The organism is Dendronalium phyllosphericum CENA369 (genome assembly GCF_016056275.1).
In the GTDB taxonomy this organism is placed as follows: Bacteria; Cyanobacteriota; Cyanobacteriia; order Cyanobacteriales; family Nostocaceae; genus Dendronalium; species Dendronalium phyllosphericum.
The window spans coordinates 15,465-27,578 of sequence record NZ_JAECZA010000012.1 but is presented as its reverse complement, the minus strand read 5'-3'; the positions used below and the strand labels follow the sequence as shown (position 1 = coordinate 27,578).

Below are 12,114 nucleotides of genomic sequence, written 5' to 3'. Positions count from 1 at the left end.
AGCACTCAGCACTCAGCACTCAGCACTTATTCAAACCAACTGGCACGCCATGCAGCTTCAGCTTCAGCAACTGAGCGTTCCCGTTGCTTTTTTTGATACTCGCGTCCTACTTTGTTTAGCTGAACTAAGATATTGCGAATTTGCTTGCGACCAGATGAAACCATCGCGTCAGCAAATTCAATTTCCCCCAGCCGTAGGTTAATAGTCATAATTTGCGTCAGACCGCTGTTTTCTGCATCCTGCTCATTTTCAATTTCAATTACTAAGTTTAAAAGGTTAGGGGGGCCTGGCATAACTTCAGCAGATGCTTCCGATACAGCCGCAGCCGCTTCTAAAATCGGTTCGGGTAATTTTTTAGGTAAAATACCAACTTTTTGTAATAAAACATTAGCTTCATGAGAAGCTTTTTTCAGTGTCTGCTGCGTCAGATATTCCAGACTCTGTTGCCATTTTACTAATTCTACTGGGTTAGAAAGATCGGGAGTGAGAAACTCTTGGGTAGCACTGAGGGACACAGGAGATGAAGATAGGGACATGGGAATAGGGGGATGCGGTGAGGAGGTCGGAGTTTGAGACGCTACTGCCTCCAAGTCGGCAGAATTACCCAACAGATTGGCTGCGGTTTCCGGCAAGTCCGTGAGTGCAATGTTAGGGACATTAGCAGCATCACTTGCCAACTCGAAAGGTGAGGCAATGATGTTTTCAGTTTCTACATCTCCCTCATCTCCCTCATCTTCCTCATCTCCTTCATCTCCCTCATCCTCCTCATCTCCCTCATCTCCCTCATCCCCCTCACTGTTAAGATAAGTAAGCAACTGCCTAGCTGACTGTTGCCCTAATTTACGCATGGCTTGTTGCAATTGTTGCCGCTGATGCAATGACAACTTCAGGAAGTTTTCCGGATACCCTTGAGTACACAAGTGGTAAATTGCCAGAATTAACTGTTTCTGTAAGGCTTGCCCTAAAGAGTTTAAATAACTGGCATAAGCGTTGTGAAGTTCTGCTGCGATCGCCCGTATTGCTTCTTGCAGCGCTGCAATATCCCGCTCAATTTGCTCAATTGCTCTTGCCATATCTTCTGTTGATTGTCCATCAGAACCAAACTATGGTACAAATGTACGTATTTATTCTAAAATAACTATCTCAAAGATTTTAGATTTTAAACTTTATATTAACTATGCTTTTAGCTTTTACCCAAGTCGATTAATTAGTTACCATCTCTAAGAACTAATAAAATACAGGTCAGTGTAGTTTAACTGACCTGTTGTTAAAAGAGTCAGTTGTCAGTGGTCAGTTGTTGTTTGCTACTAACTACTGGCCACTGACTAATGACTAAATTACTTGCCACCCATTTGTGCGGCAACTTCCTCAGCAAAATTACTTTCTTGCTTTTCAATGCCTTCGCCTAGTACATAGCGGACAAAGCGACTTACTTGAATGTCTTCGCCTACTTTAGCCTTAACTTGCTTGACCAAGTCTTCCACAGAAATACTCTGGTCGCGAATGTAAGGTTGATCTAGCAAAGTCAATTCTTTGAGACGTTTTTCAATCCGCCCTTGGACAATCTTCTCTTTGATGTTATCTGGTTTGTTCGCCAAATCATCCCGCCCCATTTCAATGTCTTTTTCTTTTTGAACTACTTCGACAGGGATTTGGTCTACGCCTACATACTCAACATTCGGACAAGCCGCAACTTGCATGGCCGCGTTCCGTGCCAAGGTTTGGAATTCTTCATTACCAGCCGCAGACTCGCTTTTAGATTTCAGTTCGACCAATACACCAACTCGACCGCCGGTGTGAATGTAGCTGTCTACTACACCTGGTGTACCTTCTGTTAATGAGTAATTAACAAAGCGACGTACTTGAATATTTTCACCTAAATTGACGATGACTTGCTTGATGAAGTCTTCTACGGTCAAGCTTTCATCTTCAATATAGGGTTGAGTTAATAAAGCCTCAACAGTATCAGCAGTTGCTGCTTGTTTAGCTAGGTTCTTGACTAAACTTTTGAAAGCTTCATTGCGGGCAACGAAATCAGTTTGGCAGTTGACTTCAATGAGTACACCTACCTGACCGCCAGGCTGAATGTATGTGTCCACTATACCTTCTGCCGCAATGCGATCGCTTTTTTTACCCGCTGAAACTAAGTTCTTTTTTCTTAGCCAGTCTATAGCTTGTTCTACATCGCCATCAGTTTCTTTCAGCGCTTTTTTGCAGTCCATCATGCCTGCACCAGTTTTTTGGCGTAGCTCTTGGACTAGTTTTGCAGATATTTCCGCCATGTTGCCTCAATTCCTAACTTGACCTCGAGTTGTAATCGCTCACGGGTGTTGAGTATTTCTATCTTACTCAGGACGAGGACAAGGATGAAATCTAAAGTATGAAGTCTGTTTATCTTCAACTTCATACTTTATCCTCGCTTTTGGGAACGGCTAGCCTTTTTTTCAGGTCGCCGCTCTTGCTAGTTTACTTAACAGGGGTACGGCAACGCCCGCCGTAGGATGCTCGTTTGCGTAGCGTCTCCTTTAGGAGAAGGGCTGTAAAGCGAATGCCGAACAGCCTTTAATTATTCTTCTTCCTCTTCGTCGTCAGGAATCAACGAGTCGCTATACTCGCTTTCATCGTATTCGTAATCTTCCTCAGCGCCTTCGTAATCCTCGTAGTCTTCTTCTGCATCCAGTTGACCGTGACGACCTTCATAAATGGCATCCGCCAATTTGCCGACTATCAACTTAATCGATCTGATAGCATCGTCGTTAGCTGGAATCGGAATATCCACTACATCTGGGTCACAGTTTGTATCTAGCATAGACACAATCGGAATCCCCAGTTTTTGGCATTCTTGAACTGCGTTGTACTCCCGCCGTTGGTCTACGATTACCACAACATCGGGTACTTTCCGCATTGTTTTAATGCCACCTAGGTATTTCTGAAGCTTTGCCATTTCCCGACGCAGCATAGAAGCTTCTTTTTTCGGCAATAAATCGAGAGCACCACTTTCTTCGCGGCGTTCTAAATCTTTGAGGCGGTCTGCTCTGGTTTTGATGGTTGCCCAGTTGGTGAGCATTCCACCCAACCAGCGCTGGTTAATGTAGTGAGAACCACAACGAGTGGCTTCTTGGGCAATAATTCCTGCCGCTTGCCGCTTTGTGCCGACGAAGAGAAATTTCTTCCCTTGCTCTGCTTGGGTTCTCATGTAAGCATAAGCATCTTCCATCAACTGGGCAGTCTGCACCAAGTCAATGATGTGTACGCCATTGCGAGAAGTATAAATGTAGGGAGACATTTTCGGGTTCCAACGGCGGGTCTGATGCCCAAAATGAACACCTGACTCCATCATTTGAGCCAATGAAACGACTGGCATATATTTTTTAACTCCTATTCGGGTTAAACCTCCACCCAAGCGTATTTCCTTAAGCAGGAAACACCCGAATTCTTAGGTGTGCGAGATTAGTCAACTATCCTAGGATAACATATTTATGCTAACCGCATAATCTTATAAAAGTTTATCAGTTATACGCTCGGCGATCGCCTCAAACTTTTCATCTTCTTGAAGAAGATCGTTTTCTAATTGTTGCGAACTTAAGCTTTCGGCTTTTACTTTCTTGCTGAATTCCTATTACCATTTTTGAGAGCCGGAGCAATAAGTAAAAGTATCATTTACTGTACCCTTTTGACATTAATTTCGACAGCACATGCACCCCATGGATTGATACATACAGGCATACTGTACTTGATGTAGAAATCCCCTTCCTGATTAACAGTAAATGGAATAATTTCGCCTCCAGCCTTGTTGCCTTTGAACAACAAGTTCTGACCTGTGTAGTCATAGAACTCGATATCAACATCGCCAGCATTTAGGAGGGTACTTGCCTCAAGAACATAACTACCTTGACTAAGGTTCCACTTTACCCAATCAGATTGTCCAGCGTACAGGGAGCGAACCCATTCACCTCTTGCTTCTTGTGCCATCAAACCTTCTAAAATAAAAAATGCAGAGCAAGCAAGGCAAACTCTACAAATTAATGCCCAGTAATTCATGTTATATGTACCTTATTTTCATCTGTATATATAACTATTTATTAAACGAAAATTTGCGTATATTTACTTTAAAAATTTACAAAAAGATGCAATAGTTCTGTCGTATTAAAATCTTTAATTAAATGAATTTAATAGATGTGTATCATCAGGGTAAGAGCATCTTAATCATGCTTGATGCAATAAATTAGAAAAATCTAATACATTGCCAATGAAACAATAACTAAGAAGTTGTCATCTCATTTATCTTGCTTTGATATTAAGTGTTTTTTAGACGTTCGCTAATGCTTATTTTATTTAATTTGTCAAGTCCACCTTCATACACAATTAGATGAGCTTACCCTGGTGTATTATCTTAATTCGATTTGCTGATTTTGTTTATAAGCTTCATAAACGCCTTTAACGTTGTACCAGTTCAGAAAAATCCGCGCAATTTCTAAAGCTAACTGGGGTTTACCTAAATTAATCAGCCATTGCAATAATGGAGCCATTGTCTTTTCGTTCAGGCTGCCATTGAGTGAAAGAATACCCCAAAGTAAGCGATGTAGCCAAGTCATTTGAATCATCATTCGCACTTCCCATGTGGGATGCTTTTGATAAAACAAAACTCCCATTCGTCCGCGTTGGATTTCTTTTTCTATCAAGTTAGGAATTTGTTCTAATTTAAATGCTGGATGCCAGTGATAACCCACGGCATCTGGACATTTAATAAGTTTTAAACCTAGCTGTTTGAGCCTTACACCTAATTCTAAATCTTCCCATCCATAGAGTTGAAAGCTAGTATCAAACAGTCCAGCTTTCTCTAACCAGTGTTTAGAAATTGCTACATTACCAGTGGCAAAAAAAGCAGCGGAAAAATCTGTAATTTTATAGGGTTCAGCAGTAGGATTATCGAAATTAGCAGTATTAATAACTGCACCATAAGTAAAAAAGCGATCGCTGTTCAATTGCTCTTTTCCTTGCAACAATGCATCTGCATGAGCTTGCAAGAAGTTTGGCAACACCACTAAATCGCTATCAATAAAAATAATAGTGTCCCCCAATGCTTTTTCTACACCTAAATTCCGTGCCGCCGCTGGGCCAGCATGATCCTGTTGAAACCAACGCACATGAGGAAATTCATTTTTGTGTGTTGCCAACCACTCTAATGTGCCATCAGTAGAACCATCATCTACTAAGACAATTTCATAACTAGTAACTACACTTGATGCACCCAACTCTTGTACTTCTAAGGCTCGCAGGCACTTTTCTAAAATCGGCTGGCGATTGTAAGTCGGTATAACAACGCTGAAAAACACAGTCTCACCCACAACAGTATTACCTATCTCCAGGATAGGACAGGCGGGCACTAGACACTGTTCCTTATGGAAGTAGCAGTTTTTATCCTCAAAATATTTTATGTTCAAATTAAATTTAAGATGTCCATTATCTCATAGCTTTTTATACAAAAATTCAAGCTATTTAATTAGTGTTATTACTGTTATTGGAGAAGATGTATAAACTTTGCTGACAAAAAATCAAAAAAACCGAGTAATTTTCTAGGGGGTATTGCTTAGTTATTTTGATGCAACTACTAAGCTAAATCTTGCAAGATAAGAATCGTTAATATGTAATATTCAGATTGCTGTATCCAATTGAACAAACTTGACACAGAGAATAAAAAACAAATAGATTTTGGGTTTGTTTAACAATTCTTTCAGTGATCCCACCCATGACACTGGATCTACAGATGCGATAAAAGAATTGTAATCTGAATCAATAAAAACCTAATCCCAAATAGTAGATTGAAAATTAACTTATTTAGACGAGACAAAGACCAAGCGACGACTGCGAAGCGTCAATTGCTCGAGGCGCTCCGTTGTCGCGATCTAGCTGCTATTAATACTTTAATTGCACGGTGGCAAAAAACTATAGGGGAAGAAAAGTTAACTGATGTGATAGTTAACCAGGTAATAGTCGAGTGCGATTCTGATAGCCACCGTTGGTTTGTGCAACATTTTCTCGGACAATCAAAGTATCAAAAAATGCAGCAACAAGCCCAAAATCATGTTTTTCATATTCTTGTGAATACAGGCTTAGAACCTGGGAAAGACTTCAGTTTTGGGCTAGACAGTGAGATGATTATTAGCGATCGCGCTAAACAAACCTTACTCAACCAACTGCCACAACAACATCGGGCATTGTTTGAGGCACAGTTGCAATCCTCCCCAGTTTTAAATCCAATGATTGCCATTGAACAACAGTTGGGATGTGCATTTTTTACGAATTTAGCTCAGATTGCATCCGAAAAAATGCAGGTACTGAGTAATTCTCAGGCGGCTGCTTATCTAGGAGTATTGCTAGCTGGTTTGGTAAAGCGTCATCCCGCACTCCAAGAGGTTGATTTTCCCACACGATTTATTTTTCAGGTTCTCCAAGGGTTGTCGCCAGAGCGAGCAACGGCAATCATCAATGATGAAGAAACAAATCCTCAGTTCGATGAAACTATCATCTGCCAGGATTTACTAGCTTCGCTTGGAGAACGCCAATCTCATAGCCTCACTGACAAAGAAGGTAATATGAGTGTCGAGCAGCTCAAAAAACTCGATTTGGTTTGGTATGGTGAGCGTCGGTTGGCGGAAATAGTAGCTGTCATACCTAGATAGAACAGAAAGTAAAGTGCAAATGTGTCTACCAAAAAATCAATGTGTGCCTTGTCCAGCAAATTTAACAATGCTAGACAAGGCACACTTTATAAGGTCATGACTTGACTTAACCAAGTCTAAGAAATTCCAAACACCGAGCCAACAGTTGACTTGATCGAATCTCTTGCATCCTTCAAAGTCTGGGCAATGGGATGCTTATTTTGTAAAAATAAACGGGCGCAATTGCGTCCTGGCATTCCGGAAATAGAACCACCTGGGTGAGTTCCTGCACCAGTTAGAAATAAATTATCAATTGGGGTTTTGTAATTTGCCAATTCTGGTAAAGGACGGAAAAATACCATTTGATCTAGGGACATATCAATGTGGTAGTAATTTCCTTTGTATGCACCCAATCTTTCGCCTAATTCTGCGGGGCTTTCCACACGCCGAGCGATGGTTGCGTTTTTCACATTCGGTGCATAAGTTGCTAATTTGTCAACTACTCTATCTGCAACTTTGTTTTTTAATTCATCCGTCCAACCAGTACCTTTTAAGCCTGTGCCTTCTGCACCCGCAATTTGATAAGGCGCGAAAAACTCAATCCACACGGTATGCTTACCGGGTGGTGCTAAGGTTGGGTCAAGGGCGCTAGGCATGACGACATACATTGATGGGTCAGAATCAGGTATCTCGCCCAAGGTACACTTACTATGAGCTTGTTCGACATGAGCCACGGAATCTGCAATCAAGATAGATCCGATCAGATATTCATCTTTGTGCGCGTGGTATGGGAAGTGCAGAGGTTCATCTAAAGCCAAATCTATCTTGAGGATAGTTTCGTTATTGTTAACGATGCGACGATCTAATCTTTCCCACAAGTCTGGCTGAACTGCATCGATATCGCTTTTGTCAGTCATTTGCAAAAATAACCGTCTAGCATCGATGTTAGAAATCACCCCATGTTTAGCACGATATTCTTTACCACCGGCTACCCGCACACCAACTGCTTTGCCATTGTCAATCAAAACTTTATCTACGTGCTGGTCTGTGAGAATAGTGCCACCTTTACTTGTAACTAGATTCACCAAAGCTTTTACGAGCGCACCAGTACCGCCGCGAGGTCTTGCCATTCCGGGGTTATGACGCATTGCCATCATGATTGCACCGATGGCAATGGTTTTTTGCGATGGCGGCGCACCGAGTTCTGCTGCTAGTCTTGCTAGTGGTGCTTTGAGAAATTCTTCATCGAACCATTCGTTAAGCAAATCTTCGGCGCTGGTCAGCATGTTGCGAATAAAGTCCAGCGTTTTGTTAGGAGAACCGATGACAGAAAATAAATCTTTTAGTTTTGTGATGTCGTAGTTGCCGACAATATCTATAACTGATTTTGGTGGTGCGTTGAACATAGGAATCATTGCACCAAGTGCCCGTTGCCAATAATCTGTGAATTCTGCATATTTTCTGGCATCGCGATCGCTATATCTGGCAATTTCTGCACAAGTCTTCTCTACAGATTTGTGTGCTAAGAAGTACTTGCCGTCGGGATGAGGACAGAAGACTACTGGATCGCACTCCAGATACTCCAAACCATATTTTTTCAGTTCTAATTCTTCAATTACTGGCCCGAGGTGAATAAATTCATGGTCAATGGCACACAAATTAAATTTAAATCCTGGGGCTTCTTGTGGTAAACATTCTTCGGTTGTTGCTGCACCACCGGGAACGGAACGCTTTTCTAGGAGCAGAACACTATATCCAGCTTTCAGCAAATAAGCTGCACAGACTAGGCCGTTGTGTCCTGCACCAATAATAACAACATCATACTCTTGCATATTTGCTTTTTTTAGAAAAAACCACTTTTATTAGCTTAGAAAATTTTTCATAAATTGCCATCACTCATTAGTCACAAAAATTAGCTTTTCTCGTTAATTCTACTGCATCTCTTACTATGGAGATAGTCTTTTTTAAGATGAGGGTATTTGCTTCATATAAGCTTCTATCAAAAGTGTTAAACTTCCTTTTTCTACTTTCATATCTTTAACTCTAAAAACTGTATCCTCCCACTCAAAGTATGTTTGGTTTACTAGTTCTTTAACTTTCTGCATTAATGCCACGATTATTTCTATTGATATGCCTCCTCCCTCAGTGCAGTTAAAACTTTCCATTGTCAATGGTTGTGAGTGAGTACGCGGATAGACACTGGCCGTATAACTTAATGAGCGAGTATTCCCCTTTTCTTTTAATAATACCTTTCCTTGAAATTCAATTTTGTTATCTCCAGGCAAAAACATCTGCACTTGTTGCGACTCCAAATTAATAATTTCGCCGTCTACATTTAACTGAAAATTTTTGGCGAAATCACGAGTAAAATCTGCCTTTAAAGCGTGGTTGATATCAACTTCTGTCATTATAATACGAGCGACAGCATTTATCGGCTCATCTAGTTTCATTTGACCAAAAAGAGCGCTCAACGGATTGATGGCAATGCTATCTGTTTGCAGTTTGATTTCCTGTACGCGGATGTCTTCTTTTGTTACTATTCCTTGACCTGTAAATGAAACTGCGTTTGCCTGTCCTTGAACTATTTTTAAGACATCAGTTTGCACGTCTATATCTATTTTTTCTGCTTCATTCAATTCGTGCAATATCTTTCTTTCTGCTTCCTGCGATAGCAATTTTCCTTCTAAGCTTTGCTCGTCAGGCATAAAATCATAATCTCCCAATATCCTATTACTTTTTACTGTAAATGTTAAATATTGAGAGTGTATCTATAAAATGATATATCTAAATTGACAGATAGAATTATTACCTAATCAAGAATTTATACCTATTGGTTTTTGCTTTTTGACAACTCGCCATTTTCAGCGTTCGAGTAAAATTGTGGTGTTTCTTGAGATATGGCGATCGCTTCCATATTTGAACTTCCCGAACCGCTGGAAAATTAACTGCGATTGTTGACGTAACTCAGAGCATTTCGACTGCTATAAATCCATTTAGGGGAATATTCTTCCCCGGCTATTTTACCACTAAACTTAGCTTCCGTTTGACTTTTTAGATGCCGACCCTCGATAAATTCGATCCATTTGTTCGGGAGAAAGTAATGTCATCGGAAAACGTTGAGATGCAGAAATAGTAAATTCTTCAGGTTGTTGAAATTCTTGTTGCTGAGTTTTAATAGCAGGAGTTTCTCGATTCCTAATTGCAGGCGGATCAAATAGTGTATTATCTATCTCCGATGGGGGAAGCTGGCTTTGAGGTAATACATAGCCATGATCGTTTGCATCATATGCCAAAATTTCTCCTGTCTCAATTTGATAAATCCAAGCATAGATGCTGAGTTGCCCTCGGTAGAGCTTAGAACGAATCACCGGATAAGTCCGCAAATTCTCAATTTGAGTGAGTACATTCTCAGCTATGATGATTTCTAAAAGTTCTTCCCCTTCGTAGTGGCTGTAATGGTCTAAAACTAGTCTTCGGGTTGCTTCTGCATATTTTAGCCAGTCATGTACGAGTGGCATTTCCGATCGCAGACTGTCTAACTTCATCAACCCTTTCATCGCACCACAATGCGAGTGACCGCAGACAATAATTTGTTGAATATCTAATGCTTGAATAGCGTATTCAATCGTCGCTCCTTCACCACCATTAGTAGCACCAAATGGTGGAATAATATTACCTGCATTACGGATCACAAATAATTCACCCAACTGGGCTTGTGTCATCAAGTTGGGGTCGATCCGCGAATCAGAACAGGTAATAAATAGTACTCTAGGCTTTTGACCGTGAGAAAGTTGTTCAAATAATTGTTGATGCGTACTGAAATAGCTAGCTTTAAATTCGCGCAGCCCTCTAATCAATTTTTTCATAAGTTCTCTATCTTTTTTGTTGTTTCTTAGAAGGATAAAAATTCTTCTCCATTCCCTAGTTCCTTGTTTGCTGGAACTGCCTTAGGCACATTTGCGCGTATGGCTGTAGGTACTTTACTTTACTACCCGACAATTACATTTAACTGCATCGTATCATCTTTGGCGCGGACGCTTGTACTATTTCACTTTATAGACGATACAAACAATAAGCGTAAGGGCGAACCACCGAACCTTGCGGGTTCACGGGCGGTTCGCCCTTACAAGTTATTTTATGTCGAGCGAGATTTTGGTGAATTGGGTATTAGCATCTGCGCTCAGGCAAAAAATCGGAGAAATTTTTCACATCTCAACCTTTAATTTGAGATGTAAATAGAGGTGCAATCGCTTGCTTTATTTCACTATTTATGATTAGATTCGGCAGTGAGATAGCTTATGAAAAGCTGCAAGCATCTTTGCAGATATTCTCGCGGTATCTTAGGCTGAAATAAACTTCATTGCCACTCCATTCATACAGTAGCGTTTACCAGTGGGTGCAGGCCCATCATCAAACACGTGACCCAAATGACCGCCACAGCGATGGCAATGTACTTCAGTCCTGGTCATAAACAACGATCTATCTACAGTCGTGTCAATTGCGCCTTCAATTGGTTGAAAAAAACTAGGCCAGCCCGTACCACTGTTAAATTTGGTGTCAGATGTAAACAGTGGGAGTTCGCAGCCAGCGCACACATAAGTGCCATTTGCATATTGCTTATCAAGTGGGCTGGTGAAAGCCCGTTCTGTTCCATGTTTCCGCAATACACGAAACTGTTCCGGCGATAAAATTGTTTGCCACTCTTGTTCGGGTTTGCTAATTTCAAACTCAGTATTAGAAGTTGCCATGATTTCTGACCTCTGATTGATATTGATATAGCGCGATAAAAAGGCTGCACCAACTAATACAGCACTAGCCTCTAAAAAATAGCGTTTGTTCATACATCTATTATTTTCTAATTAAGCGTCAATCTCCTCTAGTAGAGGAATCCTCTATTACTAGAGTCGGCGATCGCTCTGAATTAGACCTGATAAAATGATTAAAATCAGCTAAGTATTAGAAACTAAACAGACGCAAACAGTTGTACTGAAATTCTGCGTCCTCTTTGTTTAACTTTGTTGTTAAATCTCTGCTGGCAAAGGTTCCCAGACTTCTCCATATTCCTCCCGTAAAGCTTGCCAAGCTTCTACCTGACCTGGTTCGTATTCTCCTGGTTTACCCCATTGCAAAAATAGACTTAAAGCAGGTTCAAGTTTCTCATCTAAAAACCTGATAGCGTAGGTTGTAAAGTTACCTCTTTTTGCTTCACCTGTCTCAAATTTTACCTGAATAATTTTGTCCATATTCAAGTGAAACTCAAATCCTTCTGTGTGCATGTTCGCGTACTTACCTTTAGGCAATACAGCATAAAATAGCTTTTCCACTTTGCCGCGTGCTTCTAAAACAGCAGCGCTACTAGTGACAATTAACCGCAAAGTTCCCAAATTTTCGCAAGCTTCTAAAAAGTCTTTCAGATTAGTACTCATAATTTAGTTGTTAGTTGTTAGTTGTT

General features: G+C 40.7%; 12 protein-coding genes. 2 read left to right on the top strand and 10 right to left on the bottom strand.

The features are described 5' to 3' along the window. Positions 1 to 26 precede the first annotated feature (26 nt). The 5 genes from I8752_RS04775 to I8752_RS04755 form a co-directional block, all read right to left on the bottom strand. Complete coding sequence (locus I8752_RS04775) at positions 27 to 1,073, bottom strand: hypothetical protein (RefSeq protein ID WP_214431183.1); 1,047 nt, start codon at positions 1,071 to 1,073, stop codon at positions 27 to 29. Between the two features lie 264 nt (positions 1,074 to 1,337). Then, positions 1,338 to 2,282 (bottom strand): translation elongation factor Ts, encoded by a 945-nt coding sequence (gene tsf, locus I8752_RS04770; RefSeq protein WP_214431182.1) that lies wholly within the window; start codon positions 2,280 to 2,282, stop codon positions 1,338 to 1,340. 284 nt (positions 2,283 to 2,566) lie between these two features. Beyond that, positions 2,567 to 3,364 carry a 30S ribosomal protein S2 gene (gene rpsB, locus I8752_RS04765; protein WP_214431181.1) on the bottom strand — a complete coding sequence of 266 codons (798 nt, stop codon included), beginning with the start codon at positions 3,362 to 3,364 and terminating at the stop codon, positions 2,567 to 2,569. Positions 3,365 to 3,660: 296 nt separating this feature from the next. Then, a complete protein-coding gene (locus I8752_RS04760) occupies positions 3,661 to 4,041 on the bottom strand; it encodes a hypothetical protein (protein WP_214431180.1) in 381 nt (126 codons plus the stop codon). Positions 4,042 to 4,388: 347 nt separating this feature from the next. Then, positions 4,389 to 5,363 carry a glycosyltransferase family 2 protein gene (locus I8752_RS04755; protein WP_214431306.1) on the bottom strand — a complete coding sequence of 325 codons (975 nt, stop codon included), beginning with the start codon at positions 5,361 to 5,363 and terminating at the stop codon, positions 4,389 to 4,391. 516 nt (positions 5,364 to 5,879) lie between these two features. Here I8752_RS04755 and I8752_RS04750 point away from each other — a divergent pair. Further along, complete coding sequence (locus I8752_RS04750; RefSeq protein WP_225895444.1) at positions 5,880 to 6,683, top strand: hypothetical protein; 804 nt, start codon at positions 5,880 to 5,882, stop codon at positions 6,681 to 6,683. Between the two features lie 116 nt (positions 6,684 to 6,799). Here I8752_RS04750 and crtO read toward each other — a convergent pair whose 3' ends face one another. The 3 genes from crtO to I8752_RS04735 all read right to left on the bottom strand — a co-directional run bounded on the left by crtO (position 6,800) and on the right by I8752_RS04735 (position 10,528). Continuing rightward, positions 6,800 to 8,494, bottom strand: a complete 1,695-nt coding sequence (crtO, locus tag I8752_RS04745) for a beta-carotene ketolase CrtO (RefSeq protein WP_214431178.1) — start codon at positions 8,492 to 8,494, stop codon at positions 6,800 to 6,802. Positions 8,495 to 8,626: 132 nt separating this feature from the next. Beyond that, the gene (locus I8752_RS04740) at positions 8,627 to 9,367 is read right to left on the bottom strand and encodes an LmeA family phospholipid-binding protein (RefSeq protein ID WP_214431177.1); all 741 of its coding nucleotides are present in this window, start codon (positions 9,365 to 9,367) and stop codon (positions 8,627 to 8,629) included. 327 nt (positions 9,368 to 9,694) lie between these two features. Beyond that, the gene (locus I8752_RS04735) at positions 9,695 to 10,528 is read right to left on the bottom strand and encodes a carbonic anhydrase (protein ID WP_214431176.1); all 834 of its coding nucleotides are present in this window, start codon (positions 10,526 to 10,528) and stop codon (positions 9,695 to 9,697) included. Positions 10,529 to 10,627: 99 nt separating this feature from the next. On the opposite strand from I8752_RS04735, the gene I8752_RS04730 reads away from it, so the two are divergent. Then, positions 10,628 to 10,885 (top strand): hypothetical protein, encoded by a 258-nt coding sequence (locus I8752_RS04730; protein ID WP_214431175.1) that lies wholly within the window; start codon positions 10,628 to 10,630, stop codon positions 10,883 to 10,885. A gap of 117 nt (positions 10,886 to 11,002) precedes the next feature. Here the strand turns inward: I8752_RS04730 and msrB are convergent, their stop codons facing one another. Beyond that, a complete protein-coding gene (gene msrB, locus I8752_RS04725) occupies positions 11,003 to 11,503 on the bottom strand; it encodes a peptide-methionine (R)-S-oxide reductase MsrB (protein WP_214431174.1) in 501 nt (166 codons plus the stop codon). 180 nt (positions 11,504 to 11,683) lie between these two features. After that, a complete protein-coding gene (locus I8752_RS04720; RefSeq protein WP_214431173.1) occupies positions 11,684 to 12,088 on the bottom strand; it encodes a ChuX/HutX family heme-like substrate-binding protein in 405 nt (134 codons plus the stop codon). Positions 12,089 to 12,114 lie beyond the last annotated feature (26 nt).

Excerpts from the sequence above, each read along its gene's own strand:
- I8752_RS04740 (WP_214431177.1), bottom strand. The coding sequence starts at position 9,367 with ATGCCTGACGAGCAAAGCTTAGAAGGAAAATTGCTATCGCAGGAAGCA.
- I8752_RS04760 (WP_214431180.1), bottom strand. The coding sequence starts at position 4,041 with ATGAATTACTGGGCATTAATTTGTAGAGTTTGCCTTGCTTGCTCTGCA.
- I8752_RS04730 (WP_214431175.1), top strand. The coding sequence starts at position 10,628 with ATGGCTGTAGGTACTTTACTTTACTACCCGACAATTACATTTAACTGC.
- I8752_RS04775 (WP_214431183.1), bottom strand. The coding sequence starts at position 1,073 with ATGGCAAGAGCAATTGAGCAAATTGAGCGGGATATTGCAGCGCTGCAA.
- rpsB (WP_214431181.1), bottom strand. The coding sequence starts at position 3,364 with ATGCCAGTCGTTTCATTGGCTCAAATGATGGAGTCAGGTGTTCATTTT.
- I8752_RS04735 (WP_214431176.1), bottom strand. The coding sequence starts at position 10,528 with ATGAAAAAATTGATTAGAGGGCTGCGCGAATTTAAAGCTAGCTATTTC.
- msrB (WP_214431174.1), bottom strand. The coding sequence starts at position 11,503 with ATGAACAAACGCTATTTTTTAGAGGCTAGTGCTGTATTAGTTGGTGCA.
- tsf (WP_214431182.1), bottom strand. The coding sequence starts at position 2,282 with ATGGCGGAAATATCTGCAAAACTAGTCCAAGAGCTACGCCAAAAAACT.
- I8752_RS04720 (WP_214431173.1), bottom strand. The coding sequence starts at position 12,088 with ATGAGTACTAATCTGAAAGACTTTTTAGAAGCTTGCGAAAATTTGGGA.
- crtO (WP_214431178.1), bottom strand. The coding sequence starts at position 8,494 with ATGCAAGAGTATGATGTTGTTATTATTGGTGCAGGACACAACGGCCTA.